This window comes from Ekhidna sp., assembly GCF_039940915.1.
In the GTDB taxonomy this organism is placed as follows: domain Bacteria; phylum Bacteroidota; class Bacteroidia; order Cytophagales; family Cyclobacteriaceae; genus Ekhidna.
In genome coordinates this window covers 901,148-923,162 of the sequence record NZ_JBDVFO010000002.1, presented here as the reverse complement: position 1 = coordinate 923,162, position 22,015 = coordinate 901,148, and the positions used below count along the sequence as shown (strand labels likewise).

Here is a 22,015-nt window from a genome sequence, read left to right as displayed (position 1 = left end):
GTGAAAGAAACATTGATCCAGATCAGAAAAGTACTTGAGTCGGATCATTGATCACTGCCTTAAGTACAATTACCTTGGATCAAAAAAGTTAGTTGTATCACAATAAAAAAGGAGGTTTAAAGATGTCACTTTTAGTAAGAACACCCAGATTATTTTCAAGTATGCCAACGGTGTTTTCTGATTTTTTTGATGAAGACCGATGGCCAGTCACTAGTGGAAACGGATGGAGTTCCAGTGTTCCTGCAGCCAATATTCAGGAAAGGGAAAAGGAATATGTAATTGAACTGGCAGCACCTGGAATGGAAAAGAATGATTTTCATGTAGACATTGAGAACGGGATGCTTTGCATTAGTTCTGAAAAGGAAGAGGAGACCGAGGACAAAGACAATGGCTACTCCAGAAAAGAGTTTAGCTACAGCTCTTTTTCAAGGTCATTTTCTCTACCTGAAAATGTAGATGAAGATAAGATAAAGGCTTCTTACAAGGAGGGAATACTTTCACTGAGTTTGCCCAAAACAAAGGAAGCTACCATTCAAAAAAAGGAAGTTAAGATTTCTTAAATAGCGTTGTGCTGATTCTTAATGATGAAATGGGAGGATGAATTCCTCTCATTTCTTTTCAATACATGACAAATATGAAAAACTTAGACAAAGGTGTTTGGATAGATGAGCGACAAGCATGGATCGTATATCAAAATAGAAATCATGTGAGCCTGAAGGCGGTAGGCTCTGAAGTAGAAACATATCATCTTCATGGAGGGTCTGGCTCGTCCACACCGTATGGACCACAAGAAGCAATATCAGAAACAACTCTTAATCGAAGAAAAGAACAGCAGTTGAAAAACTATTATCACCTGGTTATAGAAGAACTTCTTCCAGCAAAGAGGCTGTACATTTCTGGGCCTGCCGAGGCAAAGATCGCCTTGGAAAAAGAAATTGCTCAGAGGAAAAACCTCCCACTTAAATCTGTTGTGGTAGAGCCGGCTGATAGCATGACAAAGAATCAATTTAAGGCTAAGGTTAAGGACTTTTTTGAGAAAAATCATGGTTATGATGATGTCATGGATTAGAACTCCCAAACGAAAATTAACGCTACCTGATTGGCTATCTCTTTATAGAATTATTGCAGCACCCTTCTTATTAATCCTGATACTTTTAGAGGCGCGGTTGTACTTCGGGATTTTTTTGCTGATCAGTTTTCTTACTGATGCGCTGGATGGCTTCCTTGCCAGACGTATGAATCTAGTTTCTCAGCGGGGAGCTCAGTTTGATAGTATAGGTGATGCGATAACTTTTGCAATTGGCCTGATTGGTATTTTTTGTTTCGAAAATGCATTCATTATTGAACAGTCAGGATTGATCATTTTCGCTTTTAGTTTCTACATTCTGCAGCTATTTATCGCCTACCTTAAATATGGCATGCCTAGCAGCTTTCATACATACCTGGCCAAGATCTCTGCTATTTGTCAGGCAGTTTTTATGCTGTGGATATTCTTCATAGGTATTGAGTATTGGTTGTTTTACTTAACGATCGTATTGAGCATTTTGGAAACTGTTGAAGAGATTATGTTGATCGTTTGGTTTTCCGAATGGAAGTCTGATGTGAAAGGTTTCTTTTGGGTTTTTAAGAAGAAAAAGGCCAAAGAAACGGTGTCCAACAATGAAATATAGGATTTATGAAAAAACTTATTTGCCCAGTCGATTTTTCAGAAACTGCCAACAACGCTGTAGAGTATGCAGCTTATCTGGCCTCTGGTTTAAAAGCAGAGCTGGCTCTTATTCATATTGTAAATGAGCCATCTATTGATGATATGTCCGACGCGGTAGGCGGACAAGAGGTAGAAGGGAAGAAAGAACTTGATGCGTTGGAACGTCTCGAAACTTATTGCCAAACGGTCAGAGATAGTTTCTCGATAAAGTGCCGACCTATTGTAGGCACATATACTCCTAACATGGAAGCCGCATTAAGAAAGGAGATTGAAACTAATACATATGATCTCGTATTGATGGGGACGAATGGTCGAAGTGATATCAGTCAGTTCTTTTTAGGCACCCATACCAATCATATCATTGGAAAAATATCAGCACCCATAATGGTGATTCCGTTTGGATGTAGTTTCAAGAAGATTGAGAAGGTTGTTTACGCATCTAACTATAAAGTTGAGGATATACCGGCTTTGAATTCACTCATAGCACTCACTCAAACATTTGATCCTTACCTAACAGTTTTGCATGTGAATAAAACTCAATCAAAAAAAGATGAAGAGATTCGTCTTTTGCTACAAGATGTTTACCAGGACAAACTGAAAAATCAAAAAATCATGTTTGATCAGATTCATAGCGAAAATGTATCGATGGCTATAGATGGTTATGTAACCAGAAATGATGCGGACTTACTGGTTCTTGTAACGCACAAGTATTCCTGGATCAGGGAAATTTTTCACGATAGCGTGACTAAAAAAATGAGTTTAGTGGCTGATTATCCTATACTAGTTCAGCATTTTAACGAGACTGGCAATTGAGGTTTCGAACTAGGAATCAATATTAAGTTCATTTTCCAGAAATTGAAGAATAGCTGACTTATGATTCTTTATTTCACCCTTCTTAGATGCTCCTGTAAGCGCATCTACTCCTTCCATTTTCTCTTCTCCGGATCCTGAAGTTGTAATAACAAGCATTTTTTCAGGGTCAAAATGCTGTGGGATGAATGAGTCAATTGATTTAGGTGGTTGTGAATACTCCCATGTATGTATCAATACAATTGCATCCCAACGATCATTATAATATTCTTCTAAACCGGATATATCAATTACCTGTATATAAACATCACTTGATTTAAGTGAATCAATAACGCTCTCTACCAATTCATCTTTGTAAAGACTCCCTTGTGTAGCAATCAAAACACTCTTTTCAAGAGAGGGATCATTGATTTCATACGATGCAATGTCTTCCATAGAATAGGTATTTGTGTACCAAAAGGAGAAAGCGATAAATGCGAGAATGAGGATACCTAGTCCTTTGAGAATGTATTTTAAAACTGTCATGGCTTGAATGCTATTAAGAAATGGAAATGGCTCTGGATTTACTTTTGCTTACGAAGGGCAAAGTGATATGTAGAAGCCCATTTTCAAAATGACTAACTATCTTGTCTGCATCAATGAGCGATGATAAGTAGAATGTTTTTTCCATACGATTCGTATCGATTTCTCGCTGAATGTAGTTTGTGTTTTGCTCTTTACCGGAGCTTTTCTTTTCAGCAACCACACGCAAAACATATCCATCTACGGATATCTTGATGTCTTTCTTTGAATATCCGGGCATGCCTACCTCTAGTTCAAATTGACTTGGATCTTTCTTAATAATATTGGTGACGGGGCGAGCTATCCAGCTATCTTCAAATGCGTTGCGGCCCATGAAATGATCAGGATCGATAAAGGAACTATATCTATCTCCGATTCTTCCAAAAACATGATTTTTTCTTCTATACAAGTTCATAACACATGGTATTTATTTATCCATAAAAGAACCTGGAATTGAATATGTTTTCAATGACACGTCTCATTTATTTTAATGATGCTAAACCTGTATTTGCGGCTGATCGAATCCAACTTATTAACTGATGCACGTCATGGTAGGAGGGGATTCCTAGCGCTAGGTTTAATTAAAAATGAAAAAGCTAATAACTGTCTGTGGTGTTGCAATCCTGGTAAGTGGCTTGCTCAGTAGTTGCGCTGCACCTATTTTTTTTGAAACGTCCCAACCTTCCTTTAAGGAGCCGCAATACCAATTTAAAAACCGGTTCATTGGAGAATATTTTGATCCTATAGATTCCATGGGTTTGATTATTTCAGAAAAGAGCGTACGCGCAGACCCATACTATTTTGGAGAATCACGACAGGATACAATATTTTCAATTTCCGAAAAGAACATTCTGAAATATTACAAGAAAAGATACCTGCTAAACTACAAATTCGAAGAGGGAGATTGGGGGATCCATATAATGGATTTAAAAGGTGACCAACTTACTTTTTACTGTTTCAATATCCCGGATGATATCTCTTCTTTGAAGAATTTTGGTACCGTAAGGGAGGTTCGAAACGAGTGCGGTGAAACCGTGAAAATGGTTGTGAATCCGACCAGAAAAGGATTTGCCAAATTATTCGCCGATGAGAATTTGGAAAGCCTTGTGGTTTATCAGAAAGTGAAGAAAACAGACTAGGAGATGCTGGGATATCTATTTGCCTTTCTGCTTCTTTTTCATGGATGGATTCATCTACTTGGTTTTGTGAAGGCATTCAAGCTGGCAACTGTATCTCAGCTAAAGATGGAGATTTCAAAGCCCTTTGGAGTTCTATGGTTCATTATAGGTATGTTGTTCGTTTACCTTGCGCTCTCCTTTCTGGTTCATGAAGACTGGTACTTCTTTGGATTTGTGGCTGTGGCGTTATCACAATGTCTCATTTTCATTTTCTGGCAAGATGCAAAAGCTGCATCTATTGTAAACTTGCTGGTTTTCTCCGTAGCACTTGTTCAGTATGCAGGAGACAGATTCGAGCATCAATACGAACGAGATGTAATCGCAAACTTGAAGAAAGGGGCCATGGATGAAGAGTTGATTACAAAGGAAGATTTGGAGCACCTCCCACTGCCAGTTGCGAATTACCTGGAATATGTAGGTGTGATAGGAAAGCCTAAAGTAAAAAACATGAAAGTGACCTTTGTGGGAAAGATGAGGAAAAAAGGTGGAGGTTGGTTTTCTTTTGCATCGGCTCAGCACAATGTCTTTGGTGACAGCCCCGCCCGATTATTCTTCATGAAAGCTAAACTTACGGGTTTGCCTGCCTACGGTTATCATTCTTATCAAAAGGGAGATGCAAGAATGTTGATCAAAATGATGTCCCTCTTTCCTGTGGTCGACCTTGAAGGAAAGCAGCTTTTTAAAGCGGAGACAGTAACGTTATTTAATGACCTATGTCTGCTAGCACCTTCTGCGCTCATTGATAAAAACATTGAATGGGAGGCTGTGAATGATACAACGGCTAAGGTGAAATTCACTAATCAAGGAGTGAGTATTTCTGCTTCGTTGCATTTCAATAAAGTACATCAGCTAACCAATTTTGTATCAGATGATCGATATGAAATGAGTGGTAAAGAAGTAGTTCAATATCGATTTTCAACTCCTGTTGGCAAGTTCAGAAAATTCAATGGGCTTAACCTTCCATCCTATGGAGAAGCCATCTGGCACTACCCTGAAGGGGAATACATATATGGTAAGTTTAATGTCCAGGAAATCCATTACAATCTTACCCTTGATTCGCTTGCTTTTTAAGTAGGAGCATTACCTTTTTTTGATCTATTTTTACTATAACTGATTCAGCAGCTTAAATGAGATTTATCTCATAAGACGAAGGTCATCATGAAGGAAGTACTCACCTCACATACTTTTCATTTCATGGATGATCCTTTCTGTCGAGCCTTTTTGGATTCAACAAGGGAGTCCATAATCGCGATCGATAAGAAGGGACACATTCTTTATGCCTCCAAAAAAGCATACAAAATGTTTGGATACGAGGCAGATATATTGAATGGAAAAATGTTCAACATGCTGGTTCCCATTGAGAATGCTTTTGATATAGATAGAACAGATATAATCCAAACCAAAGCATTGGAATTGGATGGCATTCATCGAAGTGGATCACGTTTTCCTGTAGAGGTTAGCTTAACTCACGTTCCGATGGGTGAGGGCATACTGTTGTTTTTTGTAAGCGAAAGATCGAAAGAAAGTAGTGTAATAGTTCAAAATGATATCAGCAGACAATATTTTGATATTGCTGAAGTCATATTACTTGCCTTGAATCAGCAAGGCGAAATCATTGATATCAATAAAAAAGGATGCGAGGTATTAGAATACACCACAGATGAGTTGATCGGAAAAAATTGGTTTGAAATTTCTGTTGAAAAGAGGAAAGAACTGCAGAAGGTATTCTTAGGTGTGTTGAGTGAAGCAGAACAATTCAAAGCGTATAACAATCATATAATTACGAAAACCGGCCAAAAAAAGCTCATTCATTGGCAGAATACCGTGGTTAAGGATAACGATGGTAACGTTATCGGATCTCTGAGTTCGGGCATGGACATCACAGAAAAGAACCAGATGTTGAATGCCTTAAAGGAAAGTGAAGAGAAGCTGAGATCCTACAGTGAAGATTTAGAGCTGCAAGTAGTGGAAAGGACTAAAGAGCTTCAGGAATTGCTAGATAGCGAAAGAGACCTTAATGAATTGAAATCAAAATTCGTTTCTCTAGCTTCTCATGAATTCCGTACACCTCTAAGTACGATTTTGTCATCAGCAGCTCTGATTGCTAAATATCCGGATACGGAGACCAACGACAAAAGACTGAAGCATGTGAACCGCATTAAGTCTTCTGTGAATCATTTAAGTGGTATTTTGGAAGATTTCTTATCTCTGGATCGATTGAATGAGGGAAAGGTAAGGTGTCATCCTGAACCATTTGAAATGGAAGAAGTCTTTGCGGAAGTATTATCTACTCTTTCTCCAATTCTCAAACCTGGTCAGACGTTGGAAGCTTCTCATTCCGGGATCACGCGAACGATGCACACTGATAAAAAACTAGTAAGAAATATCCTGGTAAATCTTACGTCAAACGCCATCAAGTACTCCCCAGAAAACCAGCCCATCCATTTGCGATGCAAGTTCTCATCACAAGATGTAGTGTGCGAGGTGGAGGATAATGGCATAGGTATACCAGAGGAAGATCAAATCCATTTGTTCGAACGTTTTTTCAGAGCGAATAACACCCGAAGTTTTCAAGGAACTGGTTTAGGACTTAGCATTGTCAAGAGGTATGTAGAATTACTTAATGGAAAAATCTCTTTTGAAAGCCGCCCTCAGGAAGGAACCACGTTCACTGTTACATTTCCAATTAAATACTCAAGCTGATCCTGTACAAGATCAGTATCACACCAAGGCGGTAATTTTTTTGTTTAATTCAATCTCCGCTTCATTCACATTTTCTATTCCTTTTAATAGCGCATCAGGATTAAAAGAAATGCTGTTGATTTTATGTTGAATAAGAAACTTAGCAAACCGAGGATCATCACTAGGAGCTTGCCCGCAAAGACCTACTTTGATCCCTGCATGATGAGCTGCCTTTATCGTTTCACCGATCAAGGATTGAACACTTTCGTTCTTTGCATCAAATAGATTGCTCAGGATTTCAGAATCTCGATCTACACCTAACGTAAGTTGAGTTAAGTCATTGGAGCCAATCGAAAAACCGTCAAAAAGAGCAGCAAATTGCTTGGCCTGGATGACGTTACTTGGGATCTCCACCATCATGTAGATTTCCAAGCCATTCCCCCCCCTGATCAAACCATAGGATTCCATTAGTTTCAGCACTTTTTCTGCTTCTTGAGGTGTTCTGCAAAAGGGGATCATCAGCTTAACATTGGCTAAACCCATATCATCCCTAACCTTTTTCATGGCTTCACATTCCAGTCGGAAGCCTTCTTTGTAATGCGGATGGTAATACCTCGATGCTCCTCGCCATCCGATCATTGGGTTCTCTTCTTTTGGTTCAAAGTAGTGGCCGCCGATCAGATTTGCATATTCATTGGTTTTGAAGTCGCTCATGCGCACAACTACTTCCTTGGGATAAAATGCTGCTGCAATAGTGGCAACTGCCATGGATAGCTTATCTACGAAGTAATCTCCCATATTTTCATACCCTTGGGTAAGAGATTGTATTTCCGTTCGTATTCTTTCATCCTTCACTTGCTTAAAATCCACCAGTGCCATGGGATGAATTTTGATGCTATTGCTGATGACAAACTCAAGCCGCATCAATCCAACACCGTTATTGGGAAGTTTGGCTAGCTTAAATGCTTGGCCTGGATCTGCCAGGATGAATTTCATTTCCGTCTCCGGTAGATGTATGCCGGAGGTGTCTATTTCTGTTGTGTCAAATTCCAGTTTGTCATCATAAACGATTCCCTTATTTCCTTCTGCACCTGATACGGTGATCAATTGACCATTTTTAATTGCCTTAGTGCCGTCACCAGTCCCTACCACAGCGAGTGCACCGCATTCCCGCGCGACAATCGCTGCATGGCTCGTTCTGCCGCCTCTGTCGGTAACAATTGCTGAGACTTTCTTCAGTATGGGATCCCAGTCAGGATTAGTTATTTGGGTGACTAGCACATCGCCGGGCTCTAGCTTGTCAATTTCATTTGGTGAAGACAAAATTCTTGCTCGCCCGGAGGCAATGGCACTGCCGACGTTTTTTCCTTCTGCTAATGCCTTCCCTTTCTGTAGCAATTTGAATTCCTTGAATGTATAAGCATCCCTGTTGGAGTGGACAGTTTCTGGCCTTGCCTGAAGTATGTATAGCTTTTCATCTACCCCGTCTTTTGCCCACTCCAGATCCATAGGTCTGCCATAGTGATCTTCAATAATCAAAGCCCATTCTGCAAGCTGTAAAATTTCTGAGTCCGTAAGAATATATTGACGTTGCTTTTCAATTTCAGTGTTGATATTGATGGTTTTTGAGTCGACACTTAGTACCTCATCCTGGGATGTTTTAGTATACACCATGGTCTTTTCCTTACTTCCAAGATTCTTTGAAATGATTGCTTGTTTTTTACCCTTTAGGGTAGGTTTGAATACATAAAATTCATCTGGGGTTACGGCTCCTTTCACAATATTCTCCCCCAAACCCCAACTGCCATTTATCAATATGATCTCTTCAAATCCACTCTCCGGATCGATGGTGAAACAGACTCCAGCACATGCCAGATCAGATCTGACCATCCGTTGAACTCCTATGGAAAGAGCTACTTGCATGTGATCAAATCCGTTATCCTCCCGATACTTAATGGCTCGGTCGGTAAATAAGGATGCATAGCATTTCAAAATTGACTCAAGTAATTCTGTTTCAGAATCTATGTTTAAATAGCTTTCCTGCATGCCAGCAAAACTTGCCTCAGGCAGATCTTCAGCGGTCGCACTGCTTCTTACAGCTACTTGTATTTGATTACTTCCTTTTAGCTCTTTAAAGCCTTTGAGAATTTCATTCGTTAGATCGATTGGTAATATGCCTTGCAGTAAAAGGGATCTTGCGGCTAACCCAACCTGTTTAAGGTTAGTGAAATTTATTGTGTCAAGTCCAGCAAGAATCTTTGATAGTTTAGCATGGAAGCCATTCATTTGGAGAAAATGCCAATATGCTTTGGCATTGAGCGCGAATCCATCAGGAATATGAATTCCTTTTGGTTTCAAATGATGGATCAACTCTCCAAGCGATGCATTTTTACCCCCGTACTGATCAATCTGATGGATAGTGATGTCTTGAAATGATTTAATGTATAAATCCATGGCTACCTTGTTTTAAAAGACTTGCTTATAATAGGCCAGATATCGGATCAGTTTTATGATCCTCATTTGGATCATGAATGATTACCATCATTCACAAAAAAAAGGCGGGTTTAACCGCCTTTGGATGCTAGACTCAGACCTATGCAGAGTTTCTGAGCCATGATCTATATATTGATATTAGTTTATCGTATAGTTATCGGCATTTCAATATATCACATCATGTAAAAAGCTGATTGTAATCATAAATGATCTCAAAAACCTCTACTGTTTCGCTCCCCGTAAATTCCTTCACATACTTTGACATTAGTTGGAGGTACTTTTTGGTTTCTTCCAGGAAGTATTGCTTATCCTCCATCTTTTGAGCTTGTTTGGCTTTAAGCGCATTAACTTTTGCTCTTACATTCGCGCGGTAACATTTATAATAAGAAAAAAGCCTCTCCTCATCCTTGTTACTTATGATAGGAAATACATTGAGGTATGCTGTTACAAAATCTTTGCATAAGTCTTCTTTGCCTTTTGCGTCAAGATCCATGCATAGGAAGGCAATTTCATCAAGCACATCGATTTGACGGAATTCATCATTGAACTCAATGCAATCAAATAGGATAGGCTCCTTTAGAAGAAAGATATTTTTTGCATGAAGGTCTCCATGTACATCTCTGATAAAACCATACTTGATTCTATCATGCAAAAGTCTCGCGCTGCTATTGATGTAATGATTACTTTCTAATATCGCTTCATTGATTTCGCTCACAGCTTCTATACCGAGTTCACGGTAGAGAAAGTTTTTGACTGATAGAATGTCATTAAATTTTTGACAGACGTTTCTCACCGAAACTGGAGTCCTTATGATCTTGGCATTGTGATGAAATTGAGCAATGGTTTTAGCCAGAGTCCCGATCGCTTTTGTGGTCACCAAATCTTCCTCTATCATGCGATCCATCTGAAAGTCAGAGTTGATCCTTTTCATTTTCACGCCATAATCGATGATTTCTTCTCCTTCTTCAAATTGAATTTTCTTTCCAGACCTATAGATAGGTACCACACCAAGGTAGATGTTGCTGTACCGGCTATTTAGTTCAACCTCCCTTTCACAATAGTATTTGCGGCGAGCAAGCTTGAAATAGTTTAGGAAAGAATATCTGATGGGTTTCTTGAATTTGAATGCAAATTCCTGTGTAAGAATCACCCATGAAATATGTGTCTCAATCAGTTGAACGTCTTCCTCTTTTCCGTACGATTTCAGCAATAATCTAATCTCCTTGGCTTCCATTGTTCTCTTTTTTTTAGCTGTAAATAATTTAATGTGGTCTTTATCATTTCCCCGATATTACTATTCGTGGAAACAATTTCCAGATGATCCTCCTGCATGGGTTCAAATGCTTTCCTCAGCTGCTTGTATACTATAAAATTCGCATCGCTAAAAGGCCTCCTCTTACTTGTTCGCTCTTTTATTAAAGCTTCAGAAGCTTGTATTTCTATAAAATGACAGCTCGCCAAGTTTTTGAAATTCTCAGTGACCATATCCCTCCATTTTTTCAAATAGAACGTACCATCTAAAACGACATCATTTCCGCTTTCTAATGCCGAATTGGCCAATCCCAACATCTTCCTGTAGACTTCTTCCTTCGCTTCTAGGGAATAGTTCTTCTCTGAAAAGAGGGTAGCTCTTAGCTGATCTGAACTGAAATAAGATGCACCCAAAACTTCCGCAAGCTTTTCTGCGAAAAAGCTTTTGCCGGAACCAGGTAAACCGAATACGACTACAATTGACTGATGCATGATTGATTGAATGTATGATTCTTCGATGGGCCTTTCCATGAACTATCTCAGTTAAATCCATAACCTTGATCAGTACTACAATAATCCTCAGGATCATCCAAAAGATTGATCTAACTCATGGTGGATCAGGACTAAGTCTTCTAGTTTAAGACCATAAACCATAAACTATGCTTAAAATCAAAAAGCTAGGAGTGCTTCTGGATACTACGGATTTGGGTTTTGAAAATGAAGGAGTTTTCAACCCAGCTGTGATCTTAGAGGAAGGAGCTATCCACCTTTTCTATCGTGCGGTACGTTCAGGCAATTATAGCTCGATAGGTTATTGCCTATTGGATAAGCCTGATAGCGTAAGGAAGAGACACACCAAGCCCTTACTTTTTCCCGAGCATACATACGAATCTCAGGGCATGGAAGATCCTCGAATCACGAAAGTTGAGGATACATTCTATATGACTTATACAGCTTATGACAAAATAAACGCAGCAGGAGCTATTGCTACTTCTACTGATCTTAAAAAGTTTGAAAAGAAGGGAGTAATCACTCCGCAATTTACTTACAGGGAATACAAACACTTTGTGGAATGCTCACCCGGTCTTAACGAAAAATACTTCTTTCATTACAAGATTTTTAAGGAGCATGGACTTGGTCCGGAAGTGGCAGGGAAGCTCAAAATATGGGACAAGAACCTCATGTTTTTCCCAAAGAAAATAAATGGAAATTTTGCGTTGCTCCATCGCATTCATCCAGGCATTCAGATTGTCTATTTTGATCGTTTTGAAGACCTCACCCACGAGTTTTGGAAAGACTACTTCATGAGTTTGGAGAAGCACATTGTAATGGATCCCAAACTATACTATGAGTCCAGCCATATTGGCGGAGGCTGTCCTCCGATTGAAACAAAAGAAGGATGGTTGCTTATTTATCATGCAGCTCAGGATACTCCCCAGGGATTTAAATACCATGCCTCTGCTGCCTTGTTGGATTTGAATGATCCGCAGATTGAAATAACCAGATTGAAGACTCCATTGATCTCACCAACACTTAAATGGGAAAAAGAAGGTATCGTAAATAATATCATTTTCCCTTCTGGAGCTATTGTGCACAATGACTACCTCTATATCTACTATGGTGCCGCGGATCAACGGGTAGGGGTAGCGTCTATCAAATTAAATGAATTATTGAACCAGCTAAAACAGGATTGATTATGGAAGACCGAAGGAAGAAGATCGTATTCTTAACGAGCTATCCACCTCGAGAATGTGGGATTGCTACTTTCAGCTTTGACTTGATCTCAGCTCTTAAAAGGCAATTCGGAGAGACGTTTAAGATAGAGGTATGCGCCTTGGAAAATGGGAAAGCAGAAAGGGTATATGCTGAAGATGTGAGTTACCAATTAGATGTCACCGATCCCGAAGATGTAGAAAAAGTATTGCACGAAATAAACGATGATGGTGAGGTAGTTGGAGTCTGCCTTCAACACGAGTTTGGCTTGTTTGTAGGTATGTATGGTAAGAGTCTATTGGATCTTATCGGACAATTGGATAAACCTCTTTTTACAACTTTTCATACAGTACTCCCAAAACCGGATATCGAGTTGAAAGGAGTGGTAGAACAGATCACCTCCAAATCACACAAGGTGATTGTGATGACAAAGAATGCTATGAACCTGTTGGTCAGATCCTATCGGGTAAGCAAGAAAAGGATCGTATTTATCCCTCATGGTACGCACTTGGTGAACTGGAAAAAACCAGAATTTCTCAAGAAAAAGTATGGACTGGAAGGACATTTAGTTTTATCCACTTTTGGATTATTGGGACCAAACAAAAGTATTGAAACAACGCTCAAAGCACTTCCGGAAATCATTACATCTCACCCAAGTGTCAAGTTTTTGATATTGGGAAAAACGCATCCGGAATTGGTAAAGCAGGAGGGGGAAAAGTACCGAAGTATGCTTAAGCGTTACGTAAAACGGCTTGATATTGAAAACAATGTTTTATTCATCAATAAATACCTTTCGCTTGATGAATTGTTAGAGTATTTGCAGTTGACCGATGTTTACCTGTTTACTTCGAAAGATCCAAATCAGGCTGTGAGTGGCACATTTGCTTATGCCTTAAGCTGTGCTTGTCCCATTGTTTCTACACCTATTCCTCATGCCATTGAAATGCTAGATGAAAATGTAGGAAAGATTGTAGCATTTGAAGATCATACCAACTTAGCTCTTGAAACAAGAAAGCTATTGTCCAGTCACAACAAACGTGCTGAAATGTCCCTGAATGCTTTTCATAAAACACGCATGACTATTTGGGAAAATGTGGCGATCCAGTATGCTCAACGCTTTCAGCAATGTTTGCCGAAGGGTGATACATTGAAATACTCACTTCCTCCAATCTCCTTACGTCATTTGAAGCGAATGACTACAGATGAAGGAATGCTTCAGTTTTCCTCTTTGGGAATTCCGAGTCAAGCATCTGGCTTTACACTGGATGACAATGCCAGAGCAATGATTGCTATGATAACGTATTATGCCCAATCCGGGAGGTTGGAGGATTTGCGGCTCATTGAGCGGTATTTCACTTTTATAAAGTATTGCCAAAAGCCAAATGGTAGGTTTAATAATTATGTAGACATCAAAGGAGAGTTCCACAAGCAGAATGCGTACACTAACCTTGAAGATTCGAACGGGCGGGCAATTTGGGCTTTGGGCTACCTTGTCTCCAATGCCAGTTACTTTCCTGATGACTTGGTGACCAAAGCAATTATTGCGATATCCCAATCAGCAGATTGGATGATGAAACTGAAATCGCCACGATCGATTGCATTTGTGATTAAGGGCCTCTATTATCATAATCAATACCTGAAAAATCAGACACTCGTAGATATTGTAGAAAAGCTGAGTGACCGGTTAGTGCAGCATTATGTAAGCGAGTCTCACGATGAATGGGATTGGTTTGAAAGCTATTTGACTTACGCGAATGGAGTTATGCCGGAAGCACTTCTTCTAGCCTATGATTTGACGGGGTATGATAGCTATCAGGAGATTGCAATTAAGACTTTTGATTTTCTTATTTCGAAAATCTTCAAGGATGGAAAGATCAAGGTGATATCAAATAGAGGGTGGTTAAATAAGGGCGATAAAAACGCGCACTTTGGAGAACAACCAATTGATGTGGCATATACAATTCTTGCACTGGATAACTTTTATAGGATCACGGGTAATGAGAAATACAAATCTTGCCTAGAGACAGCATTTGAATGGTTTCTTGGGAATAACCACTTGAACCAAATCATTCATAATCCAATATCAGGTGGTTGTTACGATGGTCTGGAAGAGAATCATCCTAACCTCAATGAAGGAGCCGAGTCCACTGTATGTTACCTGATGGCTAGGCTGATTATGGAGAAATATTTTAATACTTCGGTGTCAGAGCCAAGTAAACTACCAGCGATTGGAAAAATCAAGCGCAATCGGGACAAGGTCTCTGTCTAATTGGAAAAGTGATAAGTAAAAGCATCTTTTTTTCTGAGCCAGATCATACATCTTGAGGCTGTATGGTTTGCATATTTAGCTATGGAAATTACGAACCAACCACATAATAGAGGTACTGGACAGCTTTTCAATAACAAGCTTTTGGAGAAAATGACGAGAACGCATATAGCAGTCCCATTGATATTTTTTTCGGTAGTATCTATTGGCCTCATGTTTTATGGACTTCATAACTCATTCATCAATGGGTGGAACGCTTCTTTACTTTTCCCTCTTGGCTTTTTACTCTTTACGTTGGTTGAGTACTTGATGCATCGATTTTTGTTTCATCTACCCATAGAAACAGAAGGCGCCAAGAAGTTTACATATACAATCCATGGAGTCCATCATGACTATCCAAAGGATAAAGATCGATTGGCAATGCCTATTCCACTTAGCGCTTTACTGAGCGTGGGATTTTTTTTCTTGTTTGAGCTTTTCTTAGGGAATCTTGTATTTGCTTTTCTTCCTGGATTCTTAATCGGCTATGCCACCTATCTCTGGATACATTACATGGTTCATGCATTTAACCCACCCAAAAACTTCTGGAAAACTTTATGGGTCAATCATGCCATTCATCATTATAAGAATCCTGAAAAGGCATTTGGGGTTTCTTCGCCCTTATGGGATGTAATATTTAGAACCATGCCATAGCTTTTTGTTCAATGAATAATGATCAAATCATAAGCTGGCTTTTAAATGGAGATGTTTCCATCCAATATCAAGCTAACAAAGATTTGCTGAAAGAGGATCGAAAAGATTTACAAAAAAGAATCTCAGAAGAAGGATGGGGCAAGGAGTTCTTATCCAAACGAAATTCCGATGGTCAGTGGGGACAAAAATTTTATCAACCGAAGTGGACTTCATCTCACTATACCCTACTTGACTTAAGAAATCTATGCATTGTGCCTACTCATCAACTTATCAAAGAATCTCTTGATAAAATTGTGAATGAATGCAAGGTTCAAGATGGCGGAATAGGACCAGCACCTCCAGATGGAAAGAGTGATGTGTGTGTCAATGGTATGTTTCTCAACTATGCTTCCTATTTCAATACGGATGAGGGGGATTTGGCATCTGTTGTTGATTTTCTTTTATCTCAGCACATGAAGGACGGTGGGTTTAACTGTCGCTCCAATCGTTCTTTGGCAGTGCATAGCTCGTTTCATAGCACCGTATCTGTATTGGAGGGAATCACTGAATATGAAAAGAACGGGTACCAATATCGAGTGATAGAACTTGCCTGGGCTCGAAAGCAAGCTATCGAATTCATTCTAAAGCATCGACTATTCTTATCTGATCACACAGGTGACATTATTCATAAAGACTTCTTGAAATTATCATACCCGAGCAGATGGAGATACGATATCCTAAGAGCCTTGGATTACTTTCAATATGCCAAAGTACCATGGGATAATCGAATGAAAAAGGCTCTCGAAGTGCTGGCAAGAAAGAGAAACAAAGACGGAACCTGGAATGTACAAGCTAAACATCCTGGACAAGTTCACTTCGATATGGAGAAGGCAGGTAAGCCTAGTAAATGGAATACATTGAGAGCGCTTAGAGTGCTGAAACATTATAATCTATTGGATCAATGAGCTATTATATCAATCTTGAAAAAATGACGATCGAGTTCTTCAAGGAATGGTTGCTGACTTCAAACCTAATTCCCAGCTGGATGATATTGAGGGATAACATTGATCATCTAAAAAGCATAAAGAAACTGGGAATAGAAAATCTTGAGCAATTGAGAATCCTGTTAAGAAGTAAGTCTAACCTACAAGAATTTGCAAGCAAAAGTGGCCTTCCGGAGGAGTATCTCAACGTTCTCAGAAGAGTGATCAATGGCTTTCATCCCAAACCAAATAGAATTAAGGATTTTCCAAGAATAAGGCAGGATAGTGCGGAGAGGTTAAAAAAGATAGGTGTGACAAACACACTACAGGTATATGAATACGTCAGTGATACCTCAAAAAGAGCACAATTTTCTAAGGATACTGGCCTGGGTGAAGGGGAAGTGGATAGGCTATGGAAGCTAACAGATCTTTCCAGGATTAAATGGGTCAATCATACGTTTGCCTCCATGCTAAAAGAAGCAGGATACGACAGTTCAGAAAAGGTGGCAAATGCGGATTGTGAAGAGATGTATCAAAAGGTAAAAGAGGTCAATGATGAACAAAAATTTTATGCTGGAACCATTGGTTTGAAGGACATGGGAAGGTGTATAGAGTTTGCACAGATGCTGATTTTATTTAAATGAATATAGATTTTACTAAACGGTAATAATTCAGTTATGAAGACGAAGGAAGATGTTCACATACATGTAAAACTGATCGATGAAAACAAGGAGCCGATTAGCGGTGGCGAATATGTGGTGAGATTCTTCGATGAGGATGTTGTAGTTGATGATTTTTTAGGAGAATCTCTCATTGACGATTTTGGTCATGCCCAGGTAATCGTTTCAGAAAAAGACTTCAAAGTAGGTGGGTCTGCTTTAGAAAAGTATCCCGATATCTATTTCAAGGTTTATAAAGGCGATGAGATGATATACAAAAGCAAAGTATTTAAAAGCACACATCTCACGGAAGCTAAGGATTATCCTGCATCAAACAGGCTCCATTACGACCTGGGGATTTTTAAGGTTTAGCATGATCAGGGAATCACTATTCTTTGACGAGTGCAGGAGTTCCATTCCCTGCCTGAAAAGGAAATTCTTCAAACAACTTTTCTATTGCCTGATTGATCCGCTCCTCTGCGTTTTTCTTAAACCTATCAGGATTGCCAGTAGCTACTCCATGCCATACTAATTTTTTGGTTTTGGTATCAACGATATCCACCACTAGCGTTCCTTCTTTGTAGTTTCTGACTTGCTCAGAACTATATCCCCAGCCAGGACCCCAGTAATTGTAATATCCCCAGTAGCCATAGTACCAATACCTAATGCGATAAGGGAAGTATGGTCCGTCATAAGTCGTTACCCGCTCTGTACGCTTTTCAACCTTGACATAAATATTTACAACCAGATCGGCTTGTGTTGCTTCGCGATATCCATGTGATTCCATTTCATGTATGATCGCTTTTCTAACACGACGACCATTCAACTCATTTATGACAGGGTCGACGGGTAAATTGTCTCCCGATGGAGCCATCTCAAAAGTGGTATAATTTTCGAACCGTGCTTCCTGATCATAATCGGATAATACACGAACGGAGCTACAGGCGCTGATCAAAAGCGCGGTAGCCAGAATTACTATTTCTCTCATGCCATTTTTAGGTTTAATGTGCTAGATATCCTCCGTCAATAACCAGCTCTTCGCCAGTTACGAATTTCGCTTCATCAGAAGCGAGATAAAGTGCCCCATACGCGATATCATCGGGCTCACCCATATGACCAATTGGGTGGAGAGCATCAGTGGCTTTTTTACCTTCTTCTAAATCTCCATCACCACTACTTAAATAACCTTCAACCATTGGTGTCCAGATAAATCCAGGATGGATTGAATTAACTCGGATTTGTTCAGAGGCATAAATCATCGCATCAGTCTTGGACATTTCCCTGACGGCCCCTTTGGATGCATGGTAAGGAGGTACGTCAGGAGCGCCCACAATTCCATAAATAGAGGAAAGGTTGATAATGCTGCAAAGTCCACTTTGCTTCATGTATGGAATAGCATGCTTGGTGCAAAAGAAAACGCCTTTTACGTTTACCGCCATTACTTTATCCCATTCCTCTTCCGTAATTTGATCTGTAGGCGCATTTGCTCCAGCTATTCCAGCATTGTTTACCAGAACATTCAATTTACCCCACTTATCGAAGATGCTCTTCATCACTGAGCTCGCTTCTTTTTCGTCTGCTACATCCAAATGCCAGTAGGCTGCTTCTCCACCATTTCGCACAATTTTGTCTACAACCTTTTTCCCCTCTGCATCCAGCACGTCAGTTACGGCCACTTTGGCACCTTCCTTTGCAAATAACTCTGCCGTTGCTTCTCCAATGCCGAGAGAAGCCCCAGTAACTATTGCCACCTTTCCTTCTAATCGTTTCATAATCGTATTCTTTTTGAAATGAAGTACGGTTGGAGATCGCTCAATTGAAATGATCTGGGTCAGTTAGATGATTGATCGTAATGAGGAACTCATCTGAACAATTGCTATTGCTCACTGGAGTCTGGAACTACTTAGATATCGTGTGGCCTTCGGATGAAGATGATCTTATTACCTTCTTTTACTTTTCTGCGGAAGCCAAGGAGGTGAAAGATTTCAACGACATACCATCTTGCTATTCTTTTATTGACAACTATGGTATGATCTTGCTCTTTGTATTTCCCTACTCCGGGTAAAAATTGAATGAAGCGATGAAAATGCCTTTTACGAAGAAAAGCAGATACTTCAAGCCAAAATTTCTTGATCTCCCTTACAATAAAAAAACCATCGCTCCCAAGCCTTTGATATAATGGCATGAAAATCCGTCCCTCTTCCGGTGACCCAATCGGAGATAGGTCTTCTGCTAAAATCTCGCGCTTTTTAACGTGTTGAAAATTGATATATCCTGGCTTCATATTAAACGACGAATCCGCATCAATTTCATGACGATATCGAACTTCAAAGATCTTCTCTCCATCAATAACATGTCTGGCCAGTCGCTCATAATGTTTCTTTGCTTCAGGCATCATATTGCTGTCGACACAGCCTGCAAACGCTAGGGTAGACCAGATGATTGATTCGTGATTTTCGATTGAGGAGAGCGCGTCGTGCTGACCCGCCTCTACTCCAATAGCAATATGTCCAAGCTCATTGATGTAACTAAGAATAGTTCCATCTAAGTGTTCTTCCAATCCCAGGACGATTGGTACTGGGTACTTTCTGGCGAAGAAGCGGTTTTTCAGCGTGTCATTAATGGAAATGAATGGCTGACTTTCAGAGGAAGTAGTATGAAGGTCAATGAATATGATAGAGCCATTGCTATTACCTATTTCTCTATGAATTACCTTCCAAAGGTATTTTTGCTCCAGATCTTCCACTTTCTCCTCAGGAAAATCTTCATAGTTGTCCTCAAGCATTTTTACGCGCGTTTCGGTCCATGCTCTATTTAGATCCGTATCAATAAATCGCTCATGTTCGGTGCTTGCGGTAATGTTGCCCCATATTCCAACGATTTTGCCTTTAAAATCAATCTCTGTCTGACCAAGACTTTCGATTACACGCTGAAAAGCGATCTTCCCTGCAGGTTCGTTACCGTGAACGCTGCAAAAACAAACGATGGTTGTTCCTGTGCAGTTCTGGTCGTAGGATCCTATGATTCGTTTGAGTTTAGGCTTGCTGTTGTTATTGACAGGAATAATTACGGGTTCCATTTAGTTTTTCTTTTGGTTCAACCATTTGTTAATGAGCTGCATGAAGTCTCTTTCTGTGATGATTCCTACCAGGTATCCATCTTTTGTAACCGGTAGTCCACTAAGGTCGTGTTCAGTCATAAGCCGTATCACATCCGTAATTGGCGTTTCAGGATATGTGGTGACAGGCTTTGTCAGCATTATTTCTTTGACGGTTATATCATCTGCATTTCCAAGGCTTTTCTGAATGAGATTGGAAGTAATGAGGCCTTTCAATTTTCCTTTTTTGTCCTCTACGGGAATGTGCCTAATATTTTTCCATATCATCATGTTGCTTGCAAGCTGAACCGGATCTTCTTCATTTACGGAGAATAGGTCTCTGGACATGATTTGAGAAGCTTTTAGGCTGTCGGAGAGATTGATTTCTTCGTCAGCGATGCTGGTATTCCACCGATGGATCGGGATATTCTTTTTCTGCTTATGGAGCATGGTTGTAGTAAGTTTCATTGCTGCAATGGAAGGAGTGCTGTCCTTCGAAAACTCTTTGTAGGTATCCAAAATCCATTGTGACCCTGTGTTCTCGGACCTTACGCGATCCTCAATAATCCCCAGGTATTTGTGAATGTCTTTATTCACGATGCCTGCCTTCACAAGCCCCTCTTCTGCAATTGGAAGCAGTTTGGATAAAATCAATTCTTTTGCGGGTATTCTTTTGTGATTGATCCAATTGAATTGTGCACCCAGTCCCATTCTGGCGGCCTTGATGAAATTTGAGCGCACATCTTCAAAATCCATCAACTGAGACAGGTCTTTATATTTAGGTGGGCAGCCATTCATGAGACCGAGCCAGAAGGCAGCATTTGCAACCTCATCTACCACCGTTGGGCCAGAAGGAATATACCTGCATTCAATTCGCAGGTGGGGCTTCCCATTCGTGATCCCATAGCATCCTCTGTTCCATCGATATACAGTTCCATTGTTTATTGAAAGAGCTTTCAATTTTGGGATTTCACCATTTTGTAACAATCCCAAAGAGTCTTCAGGCTCCAGACTTTGCAGAAGTACGGGATATCGGGTGATGTCGTCTTTATATATTTCTGTGATTGATTCCTTAATCCAACTGGTGCCAAAAGTGACCCTCGGTGCTTTTTCGATGATGCCATAATTTGACCTTCTTGAGTCAAGAGCTTGTTGGAATAATGCTATACGTGTTTCCCTCCATAATCTTTTCCCAAGTAGGAGTGGAGAGTTGGTTGCCATTGAAAGGACAGGTCCGGCAATAGCCTGAGCCCAATTGTATTTCTCAACAAAATCCTCTGCACCAACTTGCAGGTGAACTTGAAAGCTGGTGGTACAACCCTCAAACATGGTATTGTCATGTCGGGTGATTAGCTGATCCGCGCCTTCTATCCTGAATTCGTAAGGTTCTCCTCTACTTTCAGTGAAAAGCTTATTTATTACGCGGTATCTATCTTCTGATGTGAAATAATCAGGCGTTAAATGCTCTTTTTCAATGGTAGGCAAGATGCCGACTAGTACCACGTCCGTATCAATGGTTTTTGCTGTGTTGGTTAAAAAATTAATATCCCTGTTCAGGTTCGTTTCAAGTGTAGAAAGGCATTCGCCTGTAAATTCCAATGGTTCCAAATTGATTTCTGCGTTGAAGCTGGCATGCTCATAGGTGAAGTTTGGATCTCTTATTTTGTCCAGTACTATTGAGTTGACCGGAGCAGGACGAGAATCGTGATCGACAAAGCATACTTCCTGTTCTGCTCCGATACGTTGGATGGATGATTCAATGTATTTATTCTTGATCATGATCTCAAGAGCTTCAATGTCTTGAGTCAATGAATCAATGAGATTCTTTCTTTCTTTTTTTGTTGTAACCGCCTTAATCTCAAATGAGCCCATCACTTTAAGCTTTATCCAAGCCTAAGGATTGAGTCATTTAATGCGTATGAGAATCGTCAAGAATATCTAT

Annotated in this window: 22 protein-coding genes; 13 read left to right on the top strand and 9 right to left on the bottom strand. The window is 39.9% G+C overall.

Annotation, left to right across the window (positions count from 1 at the left end; all coding sequences use genetic code 11):
* The first annotated feature begins 122 nt into the window (after positions 1 to 122).
* The 4 genes from ABJF57_RS09225 (at position 123) to ABJF57_RS09210 (ending at position 2,521) form a co-directional block, all read left to right on the top strand.
* Positions 123 to 560 carry an Hsp20/alpha crystallin family protein gene (locus ABJF57_RS09225; protein WP_462234517.1) on the top strand — a complete coding sequence of 146 codons (438 nt, stop codon included), beginning with the start codon at positions 123 to 125 and terminating at the stop codon, positions 558 to 560.
* Positions 561 to 634: 74 nt separating this feature from the next.
* Positions 635 to 1,069, top strand: a complete 435-nt coding sequence (locus tag ABJF57_RS09220; RefSeq protein ID WP_462234515.1) for a hypothetical protein — start codon at positions 635 to 637, stop codon at positions 1,067 to 1,069.
* Positions 1,050 to 1,670, top strand: coding sequence for a CDP-alcohol phosphatidyltransferase family protein (locus ABJF57_RS09215; protein ID WP_462234513.1), 621 nt, complete (start codon positions 1,050 to 1,052; stop codon positions 1,668 to 1,670). The genes ABJF57_RS09220 and ABJF57_RS09215 overlap by 20 nt, the downstream gene beginning before the upstream one ends.
* Positions 1,671 to 1,675: 5 nt before the next feature.
* A complete protein-coding gene (locus tag ABJF57_RS09210) occupies positions 1,676 to 2,521 on the top strand; it encodes a universal stress protein (protein ID WP_462234511.1) in 846 nt (281 codons plus the stop codon).
* 9 nt (positions 2,522 to 2,530) lie between these two features.
* Here ABJF57_RS09210 and ABJF57_RS09205 read toward each other — a convergent pair whose 3' ends face one another.
* Together ABJF57_RS09205 and ABJF57_RS09200 are read right to left on the bottom strand one after the other, a co-directional pair.
* A complete protein-coding gene (locus ABJF57_RS09205) occupies positions 2,531 to 3,043 on the bottom strand; it encodes a hypothetical protein (protein WP_462234509.1) in 513 nt (170 codons plus the stop codon).
* A gap of 13 nt (positions 3,044 to 3,056) precedes the next feature.
* Positions 3,057 to 3,494 carry an Hsp20/alpha crystallin family protein gene (locus ABJF57_RS09200; RefSeq protein ID WP_462234507.1) on the bottom strand — a complete coding sequence of 146 codons (438 nt, stop codon included), beginning with the start codon at positions 3,492 to 3,494 and terminating at the stop codon, positions 3,057 to 3,059.
* 172 nt (positions 3,495 to 3,666) lie between these two features.
* On the opposite strand from ABJF57_RS09200, the gene ABJF57_RS09195 reads away from it, so the two are divergent.
* The 3 genes from ABJF57_RS09195 to ABJF57_RS09185 all read left to right on the top strand — a co-directional run bounded on the left by ABJF57_RS09195 (position 3,667) and on the right by ABJF57_RS09185 (position 6,960).
* Positions 3,667 to 4,218 (top strand): hypothetical protein, encoded by a 552-nt coding sequence (locus ABJF57_RS09195; protein ID WP_462234506.1) that lies wholly within the window; start codon positions 3,667 to 3,669, stop codon positions 4,216 to 4,218.
* A 3-nt stretch (positions 4,219 to 4,221) separates the two neighbouring features.
* Positions 4,222 to 5,328: a DUF6544 family protein gene (locus ABJF57_RS09190; protein ID WP_462234504.1), complete on the top strand. Its 1,107-nt coding sequence runs from the start codon at positions 4,222 to 4,224 to the stop codon at positions 5,326 to 5,328.
* Between the two features lie 87 nt (positions 5,329 to 5,415).
* A complete protein-coding gene (locus ABJF57_RS09185) occupies positions 5,416 to 6,960 on the top strand; it encodes a sensor histidine kinase (RefSeq protein ID WP_462234502.1) in 1,545 nt (514 codons plus the stop codon).
* A gap of 18 nt (positions 6,961 to 6,978) precedes the next feature.
* Here the strand turns inward: ABJF57_RS09185 and ppsA are convergent, their stop codons facing one another.
* The 3 genes from ppsA to ABJF57_RS09170 all read right to left on the bottom strand — a co-directional run bounded on the left by ppsA (position 6,979) and on the right by ABJF57_RS09170 (position 11,214).
* A complete protein-coding gene (ppsA, locus tag ABJF57_RS09180; protein ID WP_462234500.1) occupies positions 6,979 to 9,393 on the bottom strand; it encodes a phosphoenolpyruvate synthase in 2,415 nt (804 codons plus the stop codon).
* Between the two features lie 217 nt (positions 9,394 to 9,610).
* Positions 9,611 to 10,666: a hypothetical protein gene (locus ABJF57_RS09175; RefSeq protein ID WP_462234499.1), complete on the bottom strand. Its 1,056-nt coding sequence runs from the start codon at positions 10,664 to 10,666 to the stop codon at positions 9,611 to 9,613.
* Positions 10,636 to 11,214, bottom strand: coding sequence for a P-loop nucleotide/nucleoside kinase family protein (locus ABJF57_RS09170; protein ID WP_462234497.1), 579 nt, complete (start codon positions 11,212 to 11,214; stop codon positions 10,636 to 10,638). Before ABJF57_RS09170 ends, ABJF57_RS09175 begins: the two co-directional genes overlap by 31 nt.
* A 128-nt stretch (positions 11,215 to 11,342) precedes the next feature.
* Between ABJF57_RS09170 and ABJF57_RS09165 the strand changes: the two genes are divergently transcribed.
* From ABJF57_RS09165 to ABJF57_RS09140, 6 genes are all read left to right on the top strand, one after another.
* Entirely contained in the window at positions 11,343 to 12,377 is a 1,035-nt protein-coding gene (locus ABJF57_RS09165) for a glycoside hydrolase family 130 protein (RefSeq protein WP_462234496.1), read from the top strand.
* 2 nt (positions 12,378 to 12,379) lie between these two features.
* Entirely contained in the window at positions 12,380 to 14,665 is a 2,286-nt protein-coding gene (locus ABJF57_RS09160; protein WP_462234494.1) for a glycosyltransferase, read from the top strand.
* A gap of 81 nt (positions 14,666 to 14,746) precedes the next feature.
* A complete protein-coding gene (locus ABJF57_RS09155) occupies positions 14,747 to 15,355 on the top strand; it encodes a sterol desaturase family protein (protein WP_462234492.1) in 609 nt (202 codons plus the stop codon).
* An 11-nt stretch (positions 15,356 to 15,366) separates the two neighbouring features.
* Complete coding sequence (locus ABJF57_RS09150) at positions 15,367 to 16,299, top strand: hypothetical protein (protein WP_462234491.1); 933 nt, start codon at positions 15,367 to 15,369, stop codon at positions 16,297 to 16,299.
* Positions 16,296 to 16,961 carry a DUF4332 domain-containing protein gene (locus tag ABJF57_RS09145; RefSeq protein ID WP_462234489.1) on the top strand — a complete coding sequence of 222 codons (666 nt, stop codon included), beginning with the start codon at positions 16,296 to 16,298 and terminating at the stop codon, positions 16,959 to 16,961. The genes ABJF57_RS09150 and ABJF57_RS09145 overlap by 4 nt, the downstream gene beginning before the upstream one ends.
* A 33-nt stretch (positions 16,962 to 16,994) precedes the next feature.
* Positions 16,995 to 17,348 carry a hypothetical protein gene (locus ABJF57_RS09140; protein ID WP_462234487.1) on the top strand — a complete coding sequence of 118 codons (354 nt, stop codon included), beginning with the start codon at positions 16,995 to 16,997 and terminating at the stop codon, positions 17,346 to 17,348.
* A gap of 16 nt (positions 17,349 to 17,364) precedes the next feature.
* On the opposite strand, the gene ABJF57_RS09135 is transcribed toward ABJF57_RS09140, so the two are convergent.
* From ABJF57_RS09135 to ABJF57_RS09120, 4 genes are all read right to left on the bottom strand, one after another.
* On the bottom strand, positions 17,365 to 17,964 hold the full coding sequence (locus ABJF57_RS09135) for a DUF4136 domain-containing protein (protein ID WP_462234486.1): 600 nt from the start codon (positions 17,962 to 17,964) through the stop codon (positions 17,365 to 17,367).
* A gap of 13 nt (positions 17,965 to 17,977) precedes the next feature.
* Complete coding sequence (locus ABJF57_RS09130; protein WP_462234484.1) at positions 17,978 to 18,748, bottom strand: SDR family NAD(P)-dependent oxidoreductase; 771 nt, start codon at positions 18,746 to 18,748, stop codon at positions 17,978 to 17,980.
* A gap of 131 nt (positions 18,749 to 18,879) precedes the next feature.
* Positions 18,880 to 20,055 (bottom strand): M14 family metallopeptidase, encoded by a 1,176-nt coding sequence (locus tag ABJF57_RS09125; protein WP_462234482.1) that lies wholly within the window; start codon positions 20,053 to 20,055, stop codon positions 18,880 to 18,882.
* On the bottom strand, positions 20,056 to 21,945 hold the full coding sequence (locus tag ABJF57_RS09120) for a CBS domain-containing protein (RefSeq protein WP_462234480.1): 1,890 nt from the start codon (positions 21,943 to 21,945) through the stop codon (positions 20,056 to 20,058).
* Positions 21,946 to 22,015 lie beyond the last annotated feature (70 nt).

Coding starts and splice junctions, on each gene's coding strand:
- ABJF57_RS09225 (WP_462234517.1), top strand. CDS start 123: ATGTCACTTTTAGTAAGAACACCCAGATTATTTTCAAGTATGCCAACG.
- ABJF57_RS09220 (WP_462234515.1), top strand. CDS start 635: ATGAAAAACTTAGACAAAGGTGTTTGGATAGATGAGCGACAAGCATGG.
- ABJF57_RS09215 (WP_462234513.1), top strand. CDS start 1,050: ATGATGATGTCATGGATTAGAACTCCCAAACGAAAATTAACGCTACCT.
- ABJF57_RS09210 (WP_462234511.1), top strand. CDS start 1,676: ATGAAAAAACTTATTTGCCCAGTCGATTTTTCAGAAACTGCCAACAAC.
- ABJF57_RS09205 (WP_462234509.1), bottom strand. CDS start 3,043: ATGACAGTTTTAAAATACATTCTCAAAGGACTAGGTATCCTCATTCTC.
- ABJF57_RS09200 (WP_462234507.1), bottom strand. CDS start 3,494: ATGAACTTGTATAGAAGAAAAAATCATGTTTTTGGAAGAATCGGAGAT.
- ABJF57_RS09195 (WP_462234506.1), top strand. CDS start 3,667: ATGAAAAAGCTAATAACTGTCTGTGGTGTTGCAATCCTGGTAAGTGGC.
- ABJF57_RS09190 (WP_462234504.1), top strand. CDS start 4,222: ATGCTGGGATATCTATTTGCCTTTCTGCTTCTTTTTCATGGATGGATT.
- ABJF57_RS09185 (WP_462234502.1), top strand. CDS start 5,416: ATGAAGGAAGTACTCACCTCACATACTTTTCATTTCATGGATGATCCT.
- ppsA (WP_462234500.1), bottom strand. CDS start 9,393: ATGGATTTATACATTAAATCATTTCAAGACATCACTATCCATCAGATT.
- ABJF57_RS09175 (WP_462234499.1), bottom strand. CDS start 10,666: ATGGAAGCCAAGGAGATTAGATTATTGCTGAAATCGTACGGAAAAGAG.
- ABJF57_RS09170 (WP_462234497.1), bottom strand. CDS start 11,214: ATGGAAAGGCCCATCGAAGAATCATACATTCAATCAATCATGCATCAG.
- ABJF57_RS09165 (WP_462234496.1), top strand. CDS start 11,343: ATGCTTAAAATCAAAAAGCTAGGAGTGCTTCTGGATACTACGGATTTG.
- ABJF57_RS09160 (WP_462234494.1), top strand. CDS start 12,380: ATGGAAGACCGAAGGAAGAAGATCGTATTCTTAACGAGCTATCCACCT.
- ABJF57_RS09155 (WP_462234492.1), top strand. CDS start 14,747: ATGGAAATTACGAACCAACCACATAATAGAGGTACTGGACAGCTTTTC.
- ABJF57_RS09150 (WP_462234491.1), top strand. CDS start 15,367: ATGAATAATGATCAAATCATAAGCTGGCTTTTAAATGGAGATGTTTCC.
- ABJF57_RS09145 (WP_462234489.1), top strand. CDS start 16,296: ATGAGCTATTATATCAATCTTGAAAAAATGACGATCGAGTTCTTCAAG.
- ABJF57_RS09140 (WP_462234487.1), top strand. CDS start 16,995: ATGAAGACGAAGGAAGATGTTCACATACATGTAAAACTGATCGATGAA.
- ABJF57_RS09135 (WP_462234486.1), bottom strand. CDS start 17,964: ATGAGAGAAATAGTAATTCTGGCTACCGCGCTTTTGATCAGCGCCTGT.
- ABJF57_RS09130 (WP_462234484.1), bottom strand. CDS start 18,748: ATGAAACGATTAGAAGGAAAGGTGGCAATAGTTACTGGGGCTTCTCTC.
- ABJF57_RS09125 (WP_462234482.1), bottom strand. CDS start 20,055: ATGGAACCCGTAATTATTCCTGTCAATAACAACAGCAAGCCTAAACTC.
- ABJF57_RS09120 (WP_462234480.1), bottom strand. CDS start 21,945: ATGGGCTCATTTGAGATTAAGGCGGTTACAACAAAAAAAGAAAGAAAG.